Origin of the sequence: Natrinema altunense, from assembly GCF_000731985.1 — an archaeon.
Lineage (GTDB): Archaea > Halobacteriota > Halobacteria > Halobacteriales > Natrialbaceae > Natrinema > Natrinema altunense.
This window is the reverse complement of record NZ_JNCS01000014.1, coordinates 13,913-34,183: the sequence shown is the minus strand read 5'-3', so window position 1 is coordinate 34,183 and position 20,271 is coordinate 13,913. Positions and strand designations below refer to the sequence as shown.

The 20,271-nt window shown below is 64.9% G+C and carries 19 protein-coding genes; 4 read left to right on the top strand and 15 right to left on the bottom strand.

Annotation, left to right across the window (positions count from 1 at the left end; all coding sequences use genetic code 11):
- Window positions 1-29 precede the first annotated feature (29 nt).
- Complete coding sequence (locus tag ALTAJ2_RS17345) at window positions 30-791, top strand: ParB N-terminal domain-containing protein (RefSeq protein ID WP_007109687.1); 762 nt, start codon at window positions 30-32, stop codon at window positions 789-791.
- Here the strand turns inward: ALTAJ2_RS17345 and ALTAJ2_RS17340 are convergent, their stop codons facing one another.
- The 9 genes from ALTAJ2_RS17340 to ALTAJ2_RS17295 form a co-directional block, all read right to left on the bottom strand.
- A complete protein-coding gene (locus ALTAJ2_RS17340; protein WP_239647755.1) occupies window positions 792-1,847 on the bottom strand; it encodes a hypothetical protein in 1,056 nt (351 codons plus the stop codon). It lies immediately after the preceding gene.
- Between the two features lie 1,357 nt (window positions 1,848-3,204).
- Window positions 3,205-3,948 (bottom strand): hypothetical protein, encoded by a 744-nt coding sequence (locus ALTAJ2_RS17330; RefSeq protein WP_007109690.1) that lies wholly within the window; start codon window positions 3,946-3,948, stop codon window positions 3,205-3,207.
- Window positions 3,949-4,144: 196 nt separating this feature from the next.
- Complete coding sequence (locus ALTAJ2_RS17325; RefSeq protein ID WP_007109691.1) at window positions 4,145-4,399, bottom strand: hypothetical protein; 255 nt, start codon at window positions 4,397-4,399, stop codon at window positions 4,145-4,147.
- 118 nt (window positions 4,400-4,517) lie between these two features.
- On the bottom strand, window positions 4,518-5,951 hold the full coding sequence (locus ALTAJ2_RS17320; RefSeq protein ID WP_007109692.1) for an FAD-dependent oxidoreductase: 1,434 nt from the start codon (window positions 5,949-5,951) through the stop codon (window positions 4,518-4,520).
- Between the two features lie 129 nt (window positions 5,952-6,080).
- Window positions 6,081-6,620, bottom strand: coding sequence for a FixH family protein (locus tag ALTAJ2_RS17315; RefSeq protein WP_007109693.1), 540 nt, complete (start codon window positions 6,618-6,620; stop codon window positions 6,081-6,083).
- 324 nt (window positions 6,621-6,944) lie between these two features.
- A complete protein-coding gene (locus ALTAJ2_RS17310; RefSeq protein ID WP_007109694.1) occupies window positions 6,945-8,042 on the bottom strand; it encodes a glycosyltransferase in 1,098 nt (365 codons plus the stop codon).
- On the bottom strand, window positions 8,043-9,026 hold the full coding sequence (locus ALTAJ2_RS17305) for a glycosyltransferase family 4 protein (protein ID WP_007109695.1): 984 nt from the start codon (window positions 9,024-9,026) through the stop codon (window positions 8,043-8,045).
- A 92-nt stretch (window positions 9,027-9,118) separates the two neighbouring features.
- Entirely contained in the window at window positions 9,119-9,985 is an 867-nt protein-coding gene (locus tag ALTAJ2_RS17300) for a hypothetical protein (protein WP_007109696.1), read from the bottom strand.
- A gap of 122 nt (window positions 9,986-10,107) precedes the next feature.
- Window positions 10,108-11,784, bottom strand: coding sequence for a sulfatase (locus ALTAJ2_RS17295; RefSeq protein ID WP_275039510.1), 1,677 nt, complete (start codon window positions 11,782-11,784; stop codon window positions 10,108-10,110).
- Window positions 11,785-12,046: 262 nt separating this feature from the next.
- Here ALTAJ2_RS17295 and ALTAJ2_RS17290 point away from each other — a divergent pair, with 262 nt between their 5' ends.
- Entirely contained in the window at window positions 12,047-13,066 is a 1,020-nt protein-coding gene (locus tag ALTAJ2_RS17290; protein ID WP_007109698.1) for a lysylphosphatidylglycerol synthase transmembrane domain-containing protein, read from the top strand.
- A gap of 58 nt (window positions 13,067-13,124) precedes the next feature.
- Window positions 13,125-13,637 (top strand): metal-dependent hydrolase, encoded by a 513-nt coding sequence (locus ALTAJ2_RS17285; RefSeq protein ID WP_007109699.1) that lies wholly within the window; start codon window positions 13,125-13,127, stop codon window positions 13,635-13,637.
- Between the two features lie 36 nt (window positions 13,638-13,673).
- On the opposite strand, the gene ALTAJ2_RS17280 is transcribed toward ALTAJ2_RS17285, so the two are convergent.
- Window positions 13,674-14,138 carry a metal-dependent hydrolase gene (locus ALTAJ2_RS17280; protein WP_007109700.1) on the bottom strand — a complete coding sequence of 155 codons (465 nt, stop codon included), beginning with the start codon at window positions 14,136-14,138 and terminating at the stop codon, window positions 13,674-13,676.
- 158 nt (window positions 14,139-14,296) lie between these two features.
- On the opposite strand from ALTAJ2_RS17280, the gene ALTAJ2_RS17275 reads away from it, so the two are divergent.
- Window positions 14,297-14,818 (top strand): DedA family protein, encoded by a 522-nt coding sequence (locus ALTAJ2_RS17275; protein ID WP_007109701.1) that lies wholly within the window; start codon window positions 14,297-14,299, stop codon window positions 14,816-14,818.
- Window positions 14,819-14,948: 130 nt separating this feature from the next.
- Here the strand turns inward: ALTAJ2_RS17275 and ALTAJ2_RS17270 are convergent, their stop codons facing one another.
- The 5 genes from ALTAJ2_RS17270 to ALTAJ2_RS17250 form a co-directional block, all read right to left on the bottom strand.
- Window positions 14,949-15,806, bottom strand: coding sequence for a hypothetical protein (locus ALTAJ2_RS17270; RefSeq protein ID WP_007109702.1), 858 nt, complete (start codon window positions 15,804-15,806; stop codon window positions 14,949-14,951).
- A gap of 97 nt (window positions 15,807-15,903) precedes the next feature.
- Window positions 15,904-17,304 (bottom strand): aryl-sulfate sulfotransferase, encoded by a 1,401-nt coding sequence (locus ALTAJ2_RS17265; protein WP_007109703.1) that lies wholly within the window; start codon window positions 17,302-17,304, stop codon window positions 15,904-15,906.
- Between the two features lie 106 nt (window positions 17,305-17,410).
- The gene (locus tag ALTAJ2_RS17260; protein ID WP_007109704.1) at window positions 17,411-18,289 is read right to left on the bottom strand and encodes a universal stress protein; all 879 of its coding nucleotides are present in this window, start codon (window positions 18,287-18,289) and stop codon (window positions 17,411-17,413) included.
- A gap of 118 nt (window positions 18,290-18,407) precedes the next feature.
- Complete coding sequence (locus ALTAJ2_RS17255) at window positions 18,408-19,565, bottom strand: DUF4367 domain-containing protein (RefSeq protein ID WP_007109705.1); 1,158 nt, start codon at window positions 19,563-19,565, stop codon at window positions 18,408-18,410.
- A 318-nt stretch (window positions 19,566-19,883) separates the two neighbouring features.
- Window positions 19,884-20,183, bottom strand: a complete 300-nt coding sequence (locus ALTAJ2_RS17250; RefSeq protein WP_049900479.1) for a HalOD1 output domain-containing protein — start codon at window positions 20,181-20,183, stop codon at window positions 19,884-19,886.
- Between the last annotated feature and the right edge of the window lie 88 nt (window positions 20,184-20,271).

Here is a 20,271-nt window from a genome sequence, read left to right as displayed (position 1 = left end):
CCGACACATTATTTCAATTGAGTGTAGCGATGAGTGACACGAGCTCGGAGGAGTCGTCGATCGGACCCGGCGACATCGTTATCGATGCCGACGACACGTCGCCCAGCCCCGCGGTCGTGGTCAAAACACCGAACGCGATCGCGGCGGACTGGCGCGTTCCCGGGGGCACCGTCGCGGACTCGAATCCGGACTACCCAGCCACCGATCCGGTCGTCGTTGTGGTCTTTCGGGACGACCTCGAGGACGCATATCCGCTCTACACCGGCGGGCTCCCGCTCGCACTCGCCCAGATAAACCGGGACGGACTCCGCCACTACTCGTTTCCGAAGTCGAGGCTCCGCCGGATCGATCAACTGGAACCGATGCAACTCACACTCGATGCCATCGATCCGAATCCGTACCACTCGCGGAACTTCACCGTGGCGGAAAACCGCGACTACATCGCCGCGATCCGCGACCGCGGTCGCCCCGATCCGCCCCCGATCGTTCGGGATTGTGGTGACCGCTTCGAACTCCTTAACGGTCACAAGCGCGTCTGGGCCAGCTACGTCGCGGGTCTCGAGTCGATACCTTGTGACGTCCATTACGAGCGGGAACTGTACGCGGCGAGAACGTGGGCTCGGTACCATCTGCAGGGCTACTCCAAGCCCCAGCGCCAAGCGGCACTCCGGCGGATCGAGTCCCGTCTCGATGGACAGCAGGCTGCGTACATCCGACGGGGGTACATCGACGATGGAGGGACCGGCCCCGAAACTGAAGACGCGGCGGACGGCAAGCGGACCGAGGCCTGACTACTCCCGCTGTCCGATTCGGACGACGAACCGTTTGGGTCCCGTCTCGGGCAGTTCGGACAGGAAAACGACCCGCTCCTCGGGCTGGGAGGGGACGGCGAAATTCCGGGCGACGTCCGACGGGGTTCCGTCCACGCTAATCGCGGGTTCCTCGGCTGCGGTCCAGTAGACGTGCGCTTGGTCTCCCGATTCGAACGCCGCCGGGAAGGACGCCCCTCGTTGGGGCTGAGAGACGTTCGCATCCTGGAGGATGAGTTCGGTATCAGCGGACACGGCCGGCCCCCCTGCGTGGTCGAGGACGAGCGTCGAACCGTCCTCGGAAAGTTCGCCCTCGATCCGAACTGCATCGCTGACGAAGTCGGGCTCGGAAACGGTTACGTCGCCCAGTTCGGTCACGTCGTACTGATACAGACTAGTGGTCGCTTGCTCGGCGTCGGCGGGCTCTGCAGCGGTGAGTTCCGTCTCAATCGAGCGGATATAGCCCGCTGCGGCGATCTCCATCCGAACGTCGATCGCGCTGACATCGAGATCGAGCTCCCGTGCCGCTTCCTCGTCGGCGCTACTTGCCTCGAACACGTACACCTCTTCGTCGTCACCGGTTACGTCGACCCGCTCGAGTTCGGCCACGGAAACGATTCGCGACACGGTCTCTGCATCGATATACGGCGGCGTGATTCCGTCCGGATTGAACGTATGTGTGATCCGGCTTATACGCGCAGTGCCGGTAAACCACACCGCTTGCTTCCCGTCGCTACTGAGATTTCTGGCGATGTCGTCCGCTTTGACGAGCGTCCCGGCCTCACCGCTGCGGATCGTCTGTGCGGTCGACTCAGAGGCTCCGATTTCGGAGGGGTTTTCCATGCGTTCCTCCTCGGAGACGAAGGAACGGTCGTCGAGCGTGCGCCGATGCTGGGTTAGTAACGCCTCGGTTTCGGGGAGTTCCTGCAGATCGGCGAACGGCCCCTCGGGTCCGTCCGACTCGTCACTGCTACTGTTACATCCCGCAAGCGCTGCCGTCACACCGCTGATCCCCATCAGGAAATGTCTTCGGTCCATACTCTCCCGTTACGTTCATCTCACTTGATCCTTCTGTGAGATGAGTGGTCTCGCCGTCTACTCCGGCCATCGCTGTAGTCGTGACTCCCCGTCCTCTCCCGCGATGTTCGCGACGTGAACCGAGTCAGCGTTCGATTCCGCGTCCGGACTCGAGGCGACGAGTTCGGTGGGCTCGAGGTCGAGCGGGCGGCATCGCCGGCGGTGCCCGTCGCTTCGTCTCGACTCGTCGGGAGCAAGGGTAGCGGAGGCCGACATGCCGCATCCGTTCACAGCCGATCCGGAACGATCCGACTCACTCACGGATGTACTCGAGAAGGGTCCGGTAGAGGCTGTCGTCGGAGACTCAGCCCCTGCCGAGGTGGGGGAGGCAGGGGTGAGGGAAACCGAGATCGGAACACATCATGGCTATTGACGTCCGAGCCGATCTCGGGAGGCGAGGACCGTACGTCTCGGATTGGCTGATTCCGTCAGGGCAACGACTGAATCGTTCCTCGCCAGTTACGGCTTCGTCGCTATGCGGCATAAACTTGTTGGCCAACTGCTACGTCCGGCGAGCGGACCCTGATCCGAACGAACGGAATCGCACCGAGCGGACGAGCGGCGTACTGGTCGGAACTGCCGGCCAAGGGCCGGCAGGGGGACGGCACCGCCATGGTGTGTCCAGTGGTGGGTGAACCTGGGATCGGGACGGTGTCGAGTGTGCCGACCCGACCGCAGATGCGGCGAGAGCATCGTCGATGTCTCGGGTCGGATCGACGGGTGGAGTCGTGCGACTCTCGCCATCGATACGTCGCATCGAGTTCCCATTAACGTCATCGCCCACATAGACAGGTAACAGCAGTGTTACCGGTCAGTTTCGGCTCCATACCGGCCGACTCATCGCTGGCCGTTTCGCCCGAGTGGCGGTTTTCCGTGGGACGTCGATCCCGGGCCAGCCGTTCGGTTACCACTCGCCGGCGTGTCTAGTACTGATGTATGCGACCGATTTCGGGAACGTCCTCGAGCGCTCGCGATGGCAGGTCGATATGTTGACCGCTCGAAAGGGGAGGCCGATTCCAACGGGCTTGGAATCGGCCGGACGTTGATATAGCTGCCACCGAACGTGTCAACTGTCGCGTACCTGCTGTGCGCGACAGACGTCGATCCAATCAGCCCCTTGGCATCACTCCTGGACTCGGCGGCGGGCGCGTCCCACTGTCACCGGACCCGCCGCTTTTCGGAGACACGACCGGACGATGTATACCTCGACCGTGAGCACTGCGATCGCCGGTAATCGAGGATGACGATGCCGGTGGACCGCGCCGGGCAGTGCGTTCCGGACCGCGATCACCGAGTCGGGACCGCAGTCGCCTTGCGGTTACTCGACCGCAAGCGACCAGTCGCCGTCGGCCTGGACGTCGATCCAGACGGTGCCCGGATGGTCGACCGTCGTTTCGCTCTCGACTGCGCCGATCTCGTTGAACACTTCCTCGCCAGCGAACTGACCGCTGTCGTCCTCGGTATAGGCCATGACGATGAAGTTACGCTCGCCATCGTGCCCGCCGCTGACGGTCGCCGCGCCTTCGATCCCCACCGGTCCAACGACGGCCGGACCCGTGCCACTCGCCTCGACGGGCGGTGTCTGGATCTCCGCGTCGGGTGCACGCGGTTGCCCGACGTGGAGGGTCCAGTGGCCGTCACCAGCGACGTCGAGCACGTAGTCGCCCGCCGATGTCGCGATTCCGGTCGCGCCCTCGACCGCGCCGGTCTCGTTGACGAGGACAGCCTCGTCATCGCCGCCGAGCATCACGACGAAATCCGAGGTGCCGTCGTACTCGAAGGCGAGGGTCGTGAGTCCGCTGTCGAGCGAGAGGTCAGTAACGTTCTCTCGGCCGCTGCCCTCGTAGCGCTCCGCGTCGGGATCGAACAGCGGCTCGTCGCGATCGATCGTCTCGCCGATCGAACGCAGTGTGTCGACGTCCGACTCCGACGGCTCGTCACCGGTGTCGGTCCCGTTCCCGCTCCCGCCGTTGCCCTCGTCGGCAGATTCGTCACTCGAGCACCCCGCAAGCACGGTCGATACTGCGACGCCGCTTCCCAGGAGCAGTGTTCGGCGGTTCATATCACCCTAATTGGATGGGTTGCTGATACGTGTTTCGGGCGGGTCGCCGTCCGAAAGCCCATCCCGCCCAGGCGTTTGGAACGCAGATCGCGGTGGTGTTGGCTTTCGGCGACGCGTACGACGCGCTGCGAGGACATTAGCACGGTCCTCGGCCGCGAGTGGACCCAGCGCCGACTGGATCGGCCACCGCAGGCGATCAGGTGTCGGCGGACGCCTCGTCCCAGTCAGCGAAGCAGTCCGCGGGCCGGACGTCGCGTATCGCATCCATTCCCTCGCTCGGAATGTGTTTGAAACAGCGCGGTTCCCTTTCCGATTCGGCGATCCACGCCGCCTCGTCGCCACACTCCGTACATCGCGGCGCTCCGCCGACCCGTAAGGCGACCCACCACCGGAGCCCCTCGAGACGATCCCGTATCCGGGTGCGGAGACGCGAGAGAGCGCCGTCGGTCATCGTCGGTCGCCCCCCTCGAGCGAGTCGCTGTCGTCGGCCATGCGGTTTCGACCTGTCGTGGGTGAGCCACTTGGTAGTTCCCGATCCGCCTCGCCGGTGGCGGTCGGTGACGTGACGATCACGGCTCCATGTCGGTGTCTCGCAGCGTTCCGGCGAGTACCTTCGCGGCGACCAGAACCGGGTCCCACGTGGTATTGAACGGCGGCGCGTACGCGAGATCGTAGTTCTCGACGTCGGTGACGGTCGCCTTCGCCTCGAGTGCCGCGACGATAGCGTGACTCCGATGGACCGCGCCCTCGCCGTACTCGCTGACGAGGCTCGCACCGAGGACGCGACCGGAATCGCGATCGGCGGTCAGCGTGACGGTAACGGTTCCGTCAGCGGGGTAATAGCCAGCGCGCGATTTCGCCGTCACCGTCTCGGTTACCGGATCGAACCCCGCCGCGCGGGCCTCTTCGGGATCCAGAATCCCGGTTCGAGCGGCCTCGCTGTCGAAGGCCTTGACCGCCGCCGTGCCGGCGATGTCGCCCCCTTCGGTCGGCGTCCCGGTGACGGTCCGGCCGATCGCGCGGCCGTGTCGGTTCGCGGTCAACGCCAGGGGGACGTACGCCGGCTCGCCGGTAACGACGTGTGTCGCCTCGGCGCAGTCGCCCGCGGCGTAGACGTCGGGGACGTTCGTCTCGCGATAGGCGTCTGCGGCGATCGCCCCGGTCTCGCCGAGTTCGATCCCGGCGGCCTCGGCGAGGTCGGTCCGGGGACGAACGCCGGTGCCGAGCAACACCATCTCGACCTCGATGCGATCGTCGGCCGTGACGACCGCTTCGACGCGGTCATCACCCGACAATGCCCGGACCTCGGCATCGAGGTGGAGCACGACGTCTTCGTCTCGGAGGTGCTCGGCGACGTACTCGCTCGTCTCGTCGCTGAACCCCTTCAGGACGCGGTCGCCGCGCTGGAACAGGTTCACTTCGAAGTCGTTGGCCGCCAGCGCCTCGGCCATCTCGATCCCGATGTAGCCGCCGCCGACGACCGCGACCGGACCGGTGCAGTCCTCGAGGTACCGACAGGCCAGTCCCCGGTCGGGCTGCTGGAGGTCCGCGTCGTCGCGCGCTCTGGCGACGTATTCGCGCAGTTCCTTCCCATCGCTCATCGAGCCGAGGGTGTACACGCCCTCCCGGTCGACCCCGTCGACGGGCGGCACCACCGACTCCGCACCCGTCGCGATCAGCAGGTGACCGTACGGCTGGACGACCGTTCCGGACTCGCTCTCGGCGGTGACCGTCCGCTCGTCGGTGTCGATGGCGACGACCTCGTGGCCGGTCCGGAGATCGATGTCGCGTTCCTCCCGGAACTCCTCGGGCGTCACCGAGACGAGATCCTCGAGCGACTGGATCTCCCCTTTGACGTAGTAGGGGAGCCCGCAGGCACCGTAGGACACCCACTCGCCCCGCTCGAAGACGACGATATCGCGGTCGGGAGCGGCACGCCTGGCTTTGCTCGCCGCTGACATTCCCGCTGCGTCACCGCCGACGACGACGAACGGATCGCTCATACCACCACTAGAGCCCAGCGATCCATATAAGTGCTAACTGACAACGCACCGTCAGCGCCAGAGCACTGACGGGAATCGATCGGAGCCGGAGCAGGTCACCACTCCGGCGACGAACGGAACGACCCGGCGTTATCTCCGGCGACGGAGGATCATCACGCCTGCCGCTGCGATCCCGACGATGCCGACGGCGACAGCAGTGGTGGTCGCTGATGCGAAACTGGCCGACTGCGTTTCGTTCCCGTCGGACTGCGACTCGTCGCTGCCGGCGCTAGACTGGGCATCGTCACCTGGATACTCGAGGGCGGCGCGATCGTCGACCGTTTTCTCGAAGTGTGTGTGCACCGCTTCCCCGTCGATGGTCCCTTCCAGGTGGACGACGTAGTCGCCCGCCTCGGTGAAGACGACCGGGGCTTCGTAGACGCCCGGCTCGCCGTACTTGTCGCTGCTCTCGAGGGCTGTCTTCTCGTGACCCTCCATCTGGACCGAGACGGTCAGGTTCTCGGAGACGTTCTCGACCGGGTCGCCCGACTCCGCGTCGACGATCTCGAACTCGAGCCACATCCGCTCGCCGGTGACCAGCGGCTCGTCCGCCCCGCCGAAGGTCACTTCGTTCCCGGCGACAGCTTGGGTTTCGTGAGCCAGGGCCGGCCCGACGGCGCTGATCAGCACTAACGCGGTCACTCCGATTACAAGCAGGTATCTCGTCTGTCTCATCGTATCAGAGACGACGAGCTACGGTATCTATGTCGTTCTGGTTCGATTCTCGGACGGGATTGTAACGAGTCAGACAGGTTCACTGGTGAGGGATCGTTGGCACCGAGAGTCGACGACCGAAAAAGCGGATTCGACCCCGATGAAGATCGCGTCGATGGTGAGTCAGTTGGGACCGATCCGCCGGGGCTGGCGACGCCGTCGTCGGTTCCGACCATGCGTGCGTTCGGTCGGGCTCCGGTGCATACCAGTTCCGGACCCGAACATCGTCGGGGACGCGGTTTAGCTCCGCTCTTCCTCGGAGAGCCGCCACGGGCTCTCGACATCCGTCGCCGCCTCGTCCCTCGAGAGCGGGACGTTGTGATACAGTTGCTCGAGGTGGTCCATGGTGTAGCCGACCGAGTAGCGTTCGACGGCCGCTCTGGTCTCGCGGTCGGTCGCCAAACAGGTCTCGATGGCCTCGACCATCGAATCGAGATCGCCGTACGCGAAGCGCTCGCCGTTGTCGGGACCGATCGTTCGGTCGAACGGCGGCGCGTCGGTGGCCGCGACGGGCGTCCCGCAGGCGTTCGCCTCGAGCGTCGAAAGGCCGAGCGTATCGGCGGTCGAGGCGGTGACGAAGGTGTCGATCGAGGAGTAAAAGGTCGGCAGCTCCTCGCGGGGAAGGAAGTCCCGGAGTTCGACGTTGTCCGGCGCCGCCCGCTCGAGGGAGTCGCGGTACGGCCCCTCGCCGACGATGACGAAGTCGTACGCCGGTAGCTCTTCGGCGGCCCGGAGGATCTCGTTGACGTTTTTCTCCATGCTGAGCCGGCCGCTGTAGCCGATGACGGTCCGATCGGGATACCAGTCCTCCGCGGTGGGCTGGAAGAAGTCCATATCGATCCCGACCGGAAGTTGGACGTGTTCGACGTCGCGCTCGATCCGCTCTGTCGACGCGGTCACGACGTCGAAGCTCCGGAGGAAGGCGTTCTCGCCGGGCACGTACAGCTTCGAGAGCAGCCCCGCGACCGACTCGAGTTTGATGCTCTGGTGGAAGTACTCCTCGAGGGGCGTGTGATGCGTGTAGATCGTCGGCAGATCGTGTTTCCAGGCGTAGTACCGGCCGAGGATGCCGATCGGTGCGGGGCCGTGACAGTGGACGACATCGAGGTCGGGGAGCGTCGACGTCCGTCTGGCGAGCGGGATTCGGTAGCCGGCGTAGAACGGGTTCGGCAGTGATCTGACGGGGAACTCGCGATCGCCGGGTTCGTAGTCGCCGTCGGGATAGACGACGTACACCTCGTGGCCCTTGCGTTCTAACTCCTCGCGCCAAAGCTTGATCGTATACGTTACGCCGTCTATCTCGGGAAAATAGCTGTCAGTAAAGAATCCGATTTTCATTCAGCACACCTCGTCGTACAGCGACCGATATCGGTTCGCGACCGTCGACAGCGAGAACGCCTCGCTGCGGCGGGCGGCGTTCGTTCCGAGCCGGTTCCGGAGCGTCGGATCTTTGAGTCGCTCGAGCGCGTTCGCGAACCCGTCCGCTCCCGCGTCGGCAACCTTCAGACAATCCTCGCCGTCCTCGAGCCACGAGAACGTCTCGATATCCCGGACGAGGAGTGGTTTGCCGGCGGTCATCGCCTCCAGTAGCGCGATCCCCTCGTTTTCCTCGTGGGTCGGGAAACAGAAGATGTCGCCTGCCGCGTACGCACCGCGGATGTCGTCGACGAAGCCGGTGAACGTACAGTTGTCCGGGGCGTCCTCGATCAGGTTCGTCGTCTCCCGTCCCTTCAGAGAGAGATCCAGCGGCCCGAACCACGCGAAGTCGAGGCCCGGCAGCCGACGCGCCAGTTCGACGAACGTCTCGAGACCCTTGCGCTTGATGACGTGGCCGACGAGGAAGACGGTCGGCGGGCTGAGATCGTACCGTTCGCGGTACTCCGCCTCGAGCGACTCGAACCCCTCGAGTTTCTCTCGGTCGACGCCGTTCGAAATGACCGTCGTCGGTACGTCGGTGTAGGTTTCGATGAGGTCCCGGTTGTACTCCGACGGACAGACCAGCGCGTCGGCCAGCCCGTAGGTCCACCGGAGGTAGGGTGACAGCGGTTTCGCGAGGGCGTTGGTAAATCGGAAGCTGTCCCCGAAGTCCTCCGCGGTCACGTGTGTATTCGCGACGACGGGCACCCCCCGCGATCGGGCCCGCTTTGCGTACCAGACCGAGCGCGGCCCCATGAGATTGCAGTGGAACACGTCGGCGTCGAGCGTCGGCTCGACCGTATACTCGAGGTCCAGTCGATCCAGCATCTTCCGCTGGTGGACGACGGACTCGTGAATGCCGCCGGTAACGTGGTCCTCGAACTCGAAGTAGTGGCTGATCTTCATCCCGGATCCCCTGGCTGAATGCGATTACCGCCCGATACACGATCGGTTCGGTCCGAACCGGCGGTCGCTTGCACCGTCCGACCGCGCGGGACTCACTCGACTTCGAGCCACGGTACCTCCATCAGCGGCGGAATGTGCGTTTCGATGTGGTGTTCCCAGACACCCTCTTCGCCGAACGCCTCGCCGTGGTCGGCGGTCACGACGACGCGACCGTCCAGTTCCTCAACCAGATCGGCGACGGACTCGAGCGCGATCCGGAGGTTCTCCTCGTAGAGTTCCAGCGCCGCCTCCCGCGTGCCGTTCTTGACGAGTTCGGTCGGATCGAGTTCGAGCCACAGGCCCGCCTTCTGCGCGAATTCGCTCCCCTCGAGCGTGTTCTCGACTTTCGGCCGGATCGAGTCGCCGAGCGACGAGAGTGCACCACCATCGTCGCCGCCGTCCGTGTCCTTTTCGGCTTCCTCCTGTTTGCGGATCCCCTTCTGGATCTGTTTGAGTTTCTGCCCTTTCCCACGGGAGAGGTAGGGAGCGTGTGGCTGCATGTAGTGAAGCACCGTCCGTTCGGCCTCGGCGACAGCTTCGCGGTTGTTTCGGAACGCCTCCGCAAGGCTCTCGGGCGGGACCGTTCCGAGGTCGTCGTCCCACCCGGACTTCCAGACGTCGAAGACGTCGCTGATGTGCTCCGACGCCGACCATTCGTAGTCGCAACTCGCACCCCACTTGAGTTCGTTTAGCGGAATTCCGAGATCGTTGATGAAGGGGTTCCCCGAGAAGTACGCGATATCGTGCTCGCCGGTAAAGGTCCGATATGCCCACTCCGGCGTCGAGGATCCCGTACTCCAGCGCTTCTCCAAGGTCCCGTCGAGATACTCGTCGTACACCTCGCTGAACACGTCGTACCGACACGCATCCAGCACCAGACAGTAATCCCACTCCGACTCGAGGAAGTGCTGGTCGTCCATTCGTTGCGGCTACCTTTCGATTCGACCCCTGTATTCTTATTGGTTCTTGAAAGTCACCGTTACCGCCCTGATCGGACGGTTTATCGGTTATTACCCCGTTCTACAGCTGATCGATGCGGCGGTCACTCGAGATAGCCGAGTTCGCGCAGCCGATCCCGAGTCGCTTCGTCGGCCTCGGCGAAGGCGTCCGACTCGTCGGCGGACGGGTCGCTCGGAGCATCCCACGCGCCGCCGACGGCGTCCTCGAACCGGGCGAGCGCCCGTTCGGTCGCGGCGACGATGTCGTCGTCGGCCGGATCGACTGGCGACTCCTCGCATGGATCGGCCGCGAGCCGATACCCTTCGTCCGCGACGAGATCCGCGCGGACGTACTTGGCGTCGGTACTGCGCGCGGCCCGGAATCGCGAGTAGGCCCGGTGGTCCGCCGGGAGCGTGATGCCGGCCTCGCTGGCCTTCTGCTCCAAGTGGTGGCGTTCGATGACCGGTTGGGCGTATTCCACGAAGGCGTACTCGGTCCCGTCGCGCCCGTCGATGACGGCTCGCTGGCCCGGGTCCGGATCCGCGACTTCGTCGAAGGCCCTGTACTCGCTCGAGAGCAGCGAGCGTGTCGGATCGCGGGCGACGGGGCCGTTTTCCGTCCCGGACCCGACGGCCCCGGTGGGCTCGACGGCCAGCGCATCGAGGGTCGTGTGATAGAGATCGAGCAATTCGACGAGTTCGTCGCGCCGCTCGGTCCCGATGGCGGGATGTTTTACCAGCAGCGGGACGTTGATCAGCTCGTCGTAGAGGGCGAACTCGTGGCCGTAGAGACCGTGTTCGCCGTGGAGTTCGCCGTGATCCGAGCAGACGATGACCGCCGTCTCCGCCCACCGGTCGGTCGCGCGCAGCCAGTCGAACAGGCGTCCGAGTTCGGCGTCCATGTGGGCGATCTCGGCGTCGTACAGTCCGCGAATGGCCGCCCACTCTTCGTCGTCGATCTCCCGGATGCCGGCGTTGTACTCCTTCGAGTTCTGGCAGACGGCGTCCGGATCGACGCCGGGCGCGAACGTCTCACGATACGTCGCGGGCGGATAGTAGGGCAAATGCGCGTCCATCAGGTTGACGAACGCGAACCAGCCGCGGTCGCTCTCGCTGCCGTCGATGAACGACGTCGTCCGATCGATGACCGACGGCGTCTTCGTGTCGGCCCCGTCGCCGCTGGCCAGCCGCTCGTGGGCCATCGCCCCGAGCCTGACGAGCGTCGACGCCAGTTCGCGCAGATAGTCGTTGTCGTTGACGACCCGCCATGCGCCCGCCAACGGCCCGGAGAGTACGTCCCGAGGGAGGATTTCGAAGAACGAGTCGTGTTCGTCGAACCCGTCGGTCAGACCGGTGTAGGGCGTGATCCAGGCGTTCGAGGAGAAACACGCCGTTTCGTACCCCGCAGCCGACAGGACCGACGCGAGAGTCGCGGCGTCGTCGAGGTACGGACTCCCCTGATCGGCCCCGTGCTGGCTCGGATAGCGCCCGGTGAACAGCGAGGCGTGGACCGGCAGCGTCCACGGTGCGGGCGCGACCGCCGACTCGAAGACAGTGCTCTCCGCGGCGAACCGGGAAAGGACCGGCGTCGTCTCCCGATCGTATCCGTACGGCCCGAGGTGATCCTTCCGGACCGTGTCCAAGACGACGAACAGGACGTTCGACGGCGGCGTCTCGTCTTGCCTCTCGCGGCCCGCTGTGTGTCCTCGAGTCGTCGACCGCGAGTCCACCCCGTCGTTGGCAAGCGGAGACGACGCTACCGGGTGCGCGAAATCGGTCATCGGACCACTGGGCCACTCGGCGGGCCGACAATTCGTTATAGAGCACGTACAGCGTGAAAACCGCGTATACTCCGTCGTAGTAAGTTGTTGAGCCGCAGCGGTCGTCGTCGTCGCACCCCGGGCTCGATTGACAATCCCGGATTACAGCCGTTCCGGAGCGACCGCGGGCGTCGGAGCGAGTTCGACCGCGAGCCCGTCATCCGATCGACGAACGACTGACACCGATCAGACGTTTCAAGTCGGACGACGATCCATATCAGCTATGGACGAGCGAAGCCGGCGCGCGTTTCTCATCGGCGTCTTCGGAGCGATCGCAGTCCTCGCCGTCCTGTTTTTCGTCGTTGGTGCGCGCCCGATTCTCGACGCGCTGCTCTCGGCCGACCCCGCCCTCGTCGCGGCGACGTTCGGCCTCGCGATCTGTTGGCTCGCCGCCTGGAGCCTGATGCTTCGAACCGTCCTCGCCACGCTCGGCGTCGAGGTACCGCTCGTCAAGTCGTTTTTCGTCTACGCCGGAGCCGTCTTCGCCAACAACGTCACCCCGTTCGGCCAGGCCGGCGGCGAACCGGTCGCGGCGCTGCTCATCTCGCGGGTCTCCGACTCGCGTTACGAAACCGGGCTCGTCGGAATCGCCAGCGTCGACGTCCTCAACGTCATCCCGTCGATCTCGCTCGTCTTCGTCGGCGTCGGGTACTACGCGACCACCGCCGCCGTCGGCGACCGCCTCGAGACGGCCGTCGGATCGGCCGTCGTGTTGCTCGGTGCCATCACGATCGCGATGGTGCTCGTCTGGCGGTTCCGGGAGACGATCATCGAGCGACTCCCGGCCATCATCGCGCCCCGCATCGGGCGACTCGGCCTCGAACGGTTCGATTCCGAGACGCTCGAGGACGACCTGACGGACCGAATGGGGCGGTTCTTCGAGAACATCGAGCGGATCGCGACGAACCGATGGCGCCTCGGCGCGATCATCGGACTCTCGCTGTGTGGGTGGCTCTTCCAGGTCGCGGCGCTGCTGGCCGCGTTTGCCGCCTTAGGGCACAGCGTTCCGGTGTACGTCCTGTTGTTCGCGATTCCGCTCGCAAATATCGCCGGTGCGGCCCCGCTCCCGGGCGGCCTCGGTGGGATCGAGGCCGCGTTCGTCACGCTGCTGGTCCCGACGACGGGTGTCGCGGCGTCGGTCGTCACGGCGGCCGTCCTGCTCTTCAGGGGCGCGTTCTACTGGCTGCCGATCCTCATCGGCGGCGCGTCCGTATCCGCGTTCGGCATTCGGACCGTCACCTAAGCGGGTCGGTCCCGAGCAGTTAACCCGCCGGGAACCCGAGGACGAACGACCGATTGCAATGTACCGGGACGGCCACGCCGGATTCAACGCGCTCCTGTACGCGCCCGTCCTCCCCGTGATCAGCGCCGGCTACTCGCTCGAGGTGGCGCTCTGGGGTGCGGTGCTGATACTCGCCGCGGCGACCCTTCCCGACTTCGATCAGGGGCTTCCGTGGATCGACCACCGCGGGCCGACGCACACCGTCTGGTTCGCCCTGCTGGTCGGTCTGGGTGCCGGTGCCGGAACGATACTCGTCGCTCGCTGGGGATTCGGCTCGGGTGGCGAGTTCGGGTTCGGGTTCGGGTTCGTCGTAGGGACCTGCGGTATCCTCGCCCACCTCGCGGGGGACGTCGTGACGCCGATGGGAATCAGCCCGTTTGCGCCCGTCTCGCGGGTCCACGTGACCCTCGACTGGTTCAAATCGAAAAACGCGCGGGTCAATCGGGCGTTCCTGCTCGCCGGCACGATCGCGTTGTTCGCGGCACTGCTTCTGGCGATCGGCCACTCCACAGCGGGTGCCCCGGCGGGATGAGCGACCGATCCGCTCGAGCGGCGATTCCAAGCGCGGTTATGTGATCCACGAGACGTCGTCAGTTCGGGACGCGAGGACACCGATCGAGAGCGCCCAGAGCAGGACCGTCCCGATCGGACCGTGTACGTCGAGGCCCGCGTTCCAACTCAGCCGCAGCGGGAACAGCCACGGCACGCCCATCGTCGAGAGCGAATCGATCACGATGTGTGATCCGAGTCCGAGGGCGACGGCGAGCGCGACCGATCGCCGTCTGGAGACGGCGTACGCGCCGCCGACGACCGCCAGCGCGAACAGCGGGGCGTGTGTGATGCCGCGGTGAACGAACGGCCACCCCCAGTCCGCCGGAAACAGGAAGTCAGCGTCCGGCGCGAACCCGAACCCGAGGCCTAACCACGCCCCCGTTCGCTGGTCGACGCCGGTGAAGCCGCGAACGAGCGCGTAGCCGACGACTGCATGCGTTACGAACGCCACGGAGAGAAACAGTAGCCGCCCGATGTCCATCGATGCCTCCCCCTACGGCCGTCCGTCAGGTATAGTTTGTGTCGTTGACAGCAGTGTCATCGGCTCCGATCGAAGCGCGTCGAAACTTACGCAGGTAGCAGGCGCAAGCCGATGATTTCAGTCGTCGAGCGGAGTCAGATCCGAGACGGACGACTGGCATGGTCCCGCTACAACTAACGGAGACGCCGGACTGGCTCGAGTCGCTGTTCACGTCGGAGCTGGGGTTCGTGGTGTTGTTCGGGATCTGCGTCCTCGAGGGCGCGATGTTGTTGCGGTTCATGCCGAGCGAACTCGTCGTCCCGGCTGCGCTGGCGCTGATCGGGTCGTCGATCGTCGAGGCCGTCGCGATCGTCGTCCTCGCGGTCGTCGGGACGACGGTCGGACAACTCCTCCTGTTCGGGGTCGTCCGACGGGCGGGCCGGGAGTACGCCCTCCGGACGCGCTGGGTCCCGATCACCGAGTCGCGGCTCGAGCGGTTCGACGGCTGGTTCGACCGCTGGGGTCCGCTGGCCGTGCCGGTGAGCAATACGCTGCTGTTCGTCCGGGGGCTGCTCACCGTCCCCGCCGGCCTCTCCGAGATGGACCGGCGCTCGTTTCTCGTGCTGTCGGCGGCCGGCTCGCTGTCGTTCCAGTCGATCCTCGCGGCCCTCTACCTACTCGGCGGCTATCTCCTCGTCTGACGGCATCGGGACCGCGTCTGGGCCCGGCGCCCGGCGACGGAACCGCGATTTCTCGAGGGCGGTGGGCGGATCGACCGAAAACGAGACGGAACGAAGCGGGCAAGAGAACGGGTTCGAACATCGCCGGTAGCTACCATTCGGCATAGGTGAGATACTCGACGCCGTCGTACTCGAGGAGCCAGGTACCGTAGAACTCATCCTCGCGAATGCCCTCGTGCTCTCGAATCCGATCGACCACCGACCGGAAGGCATCGTCGTCCTCGAAGTAGCCCTCGCCGATCGCCTCCTCGACGACCGCGCGTTCGGCGTCGGAGAGGCCCGCGAGCGTGAACAGGTACCGCGCTCGAACGCGATCGGCGAACGGGTCGACGCCGGACACGACGTCGGTCACCTCGTATCGGTACTCGGTCTCGGTGGTGGTTCGTGAATCGACCGTAACCCGATACCGACTCCCGTCGTGGACGACGATGTCGTACTGCTGCTTCGGAACGAACACCGACTCGGTCCCGACATCCGCCGCCGTTCCGTAGTCGACGCCCATGTCGTCGCCGTCCTGATTGGGTGGGTCAGTTGCCGAGACGATCGGGGCGAGTCGCTGGCGATCCACGTCGGGGAGGTCGTCGTAGTCGATTGCACCGAGTTCCGTCGTCGAATCGACCGGGTCGAAATCGATGCGAACCTCGTAGACCGTCACCGGCTCGCTCTCGAGTCGCGTCTCCGAGACGTCGTAAAAGGAGTCGTCGATCCGGACCGTGTCGGTGCGGTCGAACAGTTCGGACCGCCCCCTCCGCACGGCCGAACCGTTCTCGCTGGCGGCCGACACGAGCGTGTACTCCTCCGAACCGGGTTCGGCCGTTATCGAAACCGTATCCGCGATTTCGTCCGCCGTCGCGTCGTCCATATCGAGGACGACGGCCGGATGGCCGCAACCGGCGATCGGGACTGCGAGGCAGACCGCCCCGCTTGCGAGGACCTGGCGACGGTGCATGCCCCGCTTGACAGACAGGAAAAACGAAAGGCTTCCGGTTCCCTTTTCGTGGCCTCCTCGACGGCGGAACGGGACCCGACTCGCCGCCCCCGTGGCCTCAGTCGCCCTCCCGATAAACCGGCAGCCGAAACCCGATCCCGGCGTCGCGGAGTTGCCACCTGACCTCGAGCCCAGCCCAGAGCAGTCCCGTCAGGATCCCGATGGCGCCCACCGCGAACTCCGAGGGTCCCATCCAGACCGGCGTCGCAAAAAGGAGGGCGTTGTAGATCCGGTGGGGGAGTACCGACCGAATGAACTCCCCCAGAACGCCGAGCGGATCGATCCCGAGGACATCCCCGCCGTCGTCGTCGCCCCCAGTTTCCGTCCGCGACTCGAGGCCGAGTTCCCGGGCGCTGTGCCCGCCCGCACTCTCCGCGCCGGTCTCGAGGCGTTCGGCGTCGTAGGGGAGCGTGGATTCGACCTGCCAGACGATCTCGCCGGTATCGTCGATTTCCATGACGCGGTTGCCGTGCGTGTCGGTGACGAGCGTGTTCCCGTTCGGTAAGCGGTCGGCGTCTCGCGGCCACTGCATCCGGTCGTCTGCCCACTCCCAAGTGCGGGTCCACGCGCCGTTTTCGCGCTGGAACTCCTGTACGCGGCCGTTCTCGGAGTCGGCGACGACGATGGCCGGCCCGCCGCGACTCTCGGGGATGTAGTCGGGATTGTGCTGCTCGTACTGGATGTCGTACTCGTCTTCGGCACCGAGCGTCCAGTCCTCGAGAAGTCCCTCCTGCCGGTCGAGGAAGACGACCTGATCCTGATTGCGCAGGCTAGCCATGATCCGGCCCGCCATCTCGCCGCGTTCGATGTACTCGACATCGTTGATATGCGCCCAGTCGCCGGGGTACCCGCCGCCACCCTCGACGGGGAAGTCGCTTTGGGCGTCCCAGAGCCACTCGACGATTTCCGTCTCGGTGTTCACGACGAACACCTGATCCGCGACGATGTCGGCGACGACGACGTGGGTCTCGTTGATGCGATCCGCGTCGTGCCACTCGCCGGCGGTCTCCTTGTAGTCGTAGCGCTCGTAGAGCACGTCGACTTCGCCGGTCGAGAGGTTCGCACGCTCGATGACGTTCAGCGCACAGGGCGGATCGGAACAGGTCGGTCCCGCGGTGTGGATCGTGTCCGTCGCGGTGTACTCGACGGTCAGCGGTTCGCCCTCGACCGGGTCGGCGTCGAAGTACTTCGTCCGCGTGTTATTGTAATAACTGACCTCGCCGTCCGGCGCGTACGCGGTGATCGTTCCCGCCCGGCCCGACTCGGTGACGACCGTGTGGTTCCCCGTCGGCGGCGCGTCCGGAACGTCCTCAGCCGACGCCGTCGAGAGACTGTTCGTGGACGCGGCGGCGACCGCGGCCGCCGAGAGGAGGATCACAACGACGAACGCGACCCGGAGTCGATTTCGCGAGAGGTGCGAGCCGGCGCGAGCGAGCGCGGCGTGCGATCGGGCAAACATCTCACTCCCTACTCCCCCGTCGTCCGGGGTAGCATTGTTCGTCGTTTGCAACTCCTGACAGTCGCGTCCGGCGACCGATCGGCATTGACGATCCCGCCCGGCGCAGTCAGTCGTCCACTTCGGCCTCTCTCGTGGTGAGGACTGGTACCGGCGACGTCCGGATCACGCGCTCGGTGAAACTCCCGAGGAGGTGACGGTCGAGTCCGGTGTGACCGTGGGTCCCCATCACAACGAGGTCGATCCCCTCCCCGTCGGCGTACGACGCGATTTCTCGCGGGACCGACCCGGTTCGAATGGTGGTCTTGATCTCGTCGACGCCCGCTCGTCGAGCGGTCGCTTTGGCCTCGTCGAGCACCCCCTGTACGTTCTCCTCGAGTTGTTCGGGGAGCGACGTCGATCCCGCATCGATCACCTCCGGCAGTTCGTCGACGACCGACAGCAGGTGTAACGTCGCGCCGTGGCGTTCGGCGAGCGCAGAGCCCACCTCCAATGCCGCCCCCGCGTGGTCGCTCCCGTCGGTCGGGACGAGCACGTCGGTGTAGGGGTACGTCCGCGTCGCGTCCTCGGCCGCGCGAACGGTCACGACGGGGACCGAGCACTGGTTGACGACGGCGTCCGTAGTGCTCCCGAGGACGTATTCACTGATGCCGCGTCGCCCGTGGGCACCCATCACGACGAGGTCGAACTCGTTCGTGGTGGCATAGTCGGCGATCACGGTTCGCGGGTCACCCTGCACGACGTTCGTCGCGACGGACACGCCCCGGTCCGCCGCCAACGCGGCGGCGTCGTCGAGGATGTCCGCCCCCTCTAGCTCGAGGGCATCGACGACATCGGTGCCGAGTCGGGTCAAACTCGGCTCGTTCGTGTCGGCGACGTAGAGCAACTGGACCGTCGCGTCCCGTTCGGCGGCGATAGCCAGCGCGTGCTCGAGGGCCGCCCTCGCAGGGTCGCTTCCGTCGGTCGGGACGAGTATTCGACTAATCACGGGTTCGGGTTCAACGTCGATCCGCTTACGTTTAGTGGAAAAACGAGCGGCGGTCAGCAGGTGCGGCGGTCGAGCGTCGTCGCTGGCTGCTGGATGCGATAGCGAGTTACATGGGAGTTCACTCGCACGTGACCGACTCGGCAACCTCGATGCTCTCCTCCTTCGAGAGGTCACCGGAGACGCTGTATTTGGTGGAGTCACAGTTCACGTTCAGGACGGACGTGGCGGTCCCCTCGTATTCGAATTCCGCATAATAACCGGTGTGATCGCCGATCTCGACTGCTTCGTATCTGTCGATCTCGTCGTAGTTGTCGTCGGTCGCGCTGCTCTGGCGTTTCGTGACGTGGAACACGTCGTCGCCGTCAGTCACGTACTGGAGCGAGACCATCGAGAAATCGGTGTTTTCGATGATGCTCCCCTCCGCGAAATGGTATCCTTCGGGAACGGCAGGCGAGGGCACCGACTGCGTCGCGTTCGCCCGGAGCTCGGAGAGCGAATCGTAGGTCGTTCGATCGGGCAGCGAGTTGTCCAGCGTTTCCGCGTCCGCTGGGATGTCGATCGTGAACCGGTCGTCGGCGATCGGCTCGTTCAGGCTGACGTTTTGGATATCCACGACCATCTCGTACTCGTAGTTCTCGCCGCTGGCGTCGTGTGCCAGTTTGGTGGGGAAGTAGGTGTCCGTATCGAGCCAGAGAGTCGTGTCGGTGGAGTCAGCCATCGTATCGGTTTCCGTCGGGGTCACGGCCAGGCGATAGGTCTCCTCGCCGTCGATCGTCTCTTGCCCTTCGTAGGTGAATTCGTTTTCAGTGACGAGTCGGTCGATCGATGTCTGGAGACCCGTCTCGCCGGTGCGATCGAACCGGCTGACCTGGTTGTTCTCGACGTCGTAGGTTACCGTCTCGCTGTCGTTCCTGACGGTGATCGTTTCCATCCGCTCGGAGTTGGTTTCCGTCCGAACGCGGTCGTTCTCGACATCGATCCACAGTCGATTTTCGACGGACGACGTCCGGTTGCTATCGAACGTCATGTTCATTTCGTAGGTCATCACGACCGTGTCCAGCGAGGACATGCGGTCCGTGAACGTCTCGACGACCTCACCGTCGGCGGGCGGTGAATCGGCGGCGTCCGTCGCCGTCGACTGCGGCGCTTGCGTGGGCTGTTCGACAGTTGTGGGCTGGCTGGCGATCGCGCCCGCCCCGGTCGCTACGCTCGAGAGAACGAGCAGCGATCCGAGGGTGACTGCGATCAGCGCAGTACGGAGTGAGTCGGGAACCATTGCATCTCCCTCTCGACTCGCTAGTCGTATAAATAGAGCCAGCGACATTCCGGATCTGAACGCACCACCCAAAATATAAGTATACTCGAATGTTTGAATAAAAGTTAGCTAGACACTGTATCGGTAATAGTTGCCGTGATTCGGGCCCGTGAGGCTACTGGTGGTCGGTGGGACGGCGGTATCGGCCGTTCCGCTCCGCGGCTGTGCAGCGTCTCTGCTCGTCGTCCGCTGGCAGCGGTTCGGGTCGGTGATCGGTTTCGTCGCGGACCCCAGGAAGTCGTCGCGTGCGTAGCCGCTCCAACGACACTCGGAGAAACGTTACGCGGATTCGACGCGAATCTCGCCGTCCGCAGTGACAGTGACCAGACAGTCGCTGTACTCGAACGTGACCGATCCGTCGGATCGAAGTCCATTCGCCCGGGGTTCGAACAGTCGCTCGAGCGCGTCGGCGTTGATCGAGTAATGGAGCGGCTCGAGTTCGGTAACGGCTTCGTCGCGGAACGTTGCGACGGCGTCCGCTACGGCAACGCTTAGCGGTTCGTCGTCGAGTCGATCGTACTGCACCGAATAGTGATCCTCCATCGCCGTCGATGGTGATCGTGAACTCATTTCAGTCATTGGTAATACGTATCCCCAGTACGTCCGTGGGAAGCTACCCATCCGTTCACGAGTTGTCGCAAAGAGCCTGATCGTTAACTGTGTAATG

Coding starts and splice junctions, on each gene's coding strand:
- ALTAJ2_RS17275 (WP_007109701.1), top strand. CDS start 14,297: ATGGTCCCGCTACAACTAACGGAGACGCCGGACTGGCTCGAGTCGCTG.
- ALTAJ2_RS17295 (WP_275039510.1), bottom strand. CDS start 11,784: ATGACCGATTTCGCGCACCCGGTAGCGTCGTCTCCGCTTGCCAACGAC.
- ALTAJ2_RS17290 (WP_007109698.1), top strand. CDS start 12,047: ATGGACGAGCGAAGCCGGCGCGCGTTTCTCATCGGCGTCTTCGGAGCG.
- ALTAJ2_RS17330 (WP_007109690.1), bottom strand. CDS start 3,948: ATGAACCGCCGAACACTGCTCCTGGGAAGCGGCGTCGCAGTATCGACC.
- ALTAJ2_RS17310 (WP_007109694.1), bottom strand. CDS start 8,042: ATGAAAATCGGATTCTTTACTGACAGCTATTTTCCCGAGATAGACGGC.
- ALTAJ2_RS17270 (WP_007109702.1), bottom strand. CDS start 15,806: ATGCACCGTCGCCAGGTCCTCGCAAGCGGGGCGGTCTGCCTCGCAGTC.
- ALTAJ2_RS17325 (WP_007109691.1), bottom strand. CDS start 4,399: ATGACCGACGGCGCTCTCTCGCGTCTCCGCACCCGGATACGGGATCGT.
- ALTAJ2_RS17320 (WP_007109692.1), bottom strand. CDS start 5,951: ATGAGCGATCCGTTCGTCGTCGTCGGCGGTGACGCAGCGGGAATGTCA.
- ALTAJ2_RS17305 (WP_007109695.1), bottom strand. CDS start 9,026: ATGAAGATCAGCCACTACTTCGAGTTCGAGGACCACGTTACCGGCGGC.
- ALTAJ2_RS17250 (WP_049900479.1), bottom strand. CDS start 20,183: ATGACTGAAATGAGTTCACGATCACCATCGACGGCGATGGAGGATCAC.
- ALTAJ2_RS17300 (WP_007109696.1), bottom strand. CDS start 9,985: ATGGACGACCAGCACTTCCTCGAGTCGGAGTGGGATTACTGTCTGGTG.
- ALTAJ2_RS17265 (WP_007109703.1), bottom strand. CDS start 17,304: ATGTTTGCCCGATCGCACGCCGCGCTCGCTCGCGCCGGCTCGCACCTC.
- ALTAJ2_RS17255 (WP_007109705.1), bottom strand. CDS start 19,565: ATGGTTCCCGACTCACTCCGTACTGCGCTGATCGCAGTCACCCTCGGA.
- ALTAJ2_RS17280 (WP_007109700.1), bottom strand. CDS start 14,138: ATGGACATCGGGCGGCTACTGTTTCTCTCCGTGGCGTTCGTAACGCAT.
- ALTAJ2_RS17285 (WP_007109699.1), top strand. CDS start 13,125: ATGTACCGGGACGGCCACGCCGGATTCAACGCGCTCCTGTACGCGCCC.
- ALTAJ2_RS17340 (WP_239647755.1), bottom strand. CDS start 1,847: ATGGACCGAAGACATTTCCTGATGGGGATCAGCGGTGTGACGGCAGCG.
- ALTAJ2_RS17345 (WP_007109687.1), top strand. CDS start 30: ATGAGTGACACGAGCTCGGAGGAGTCGTCGATCGGACCCGGCGACATC.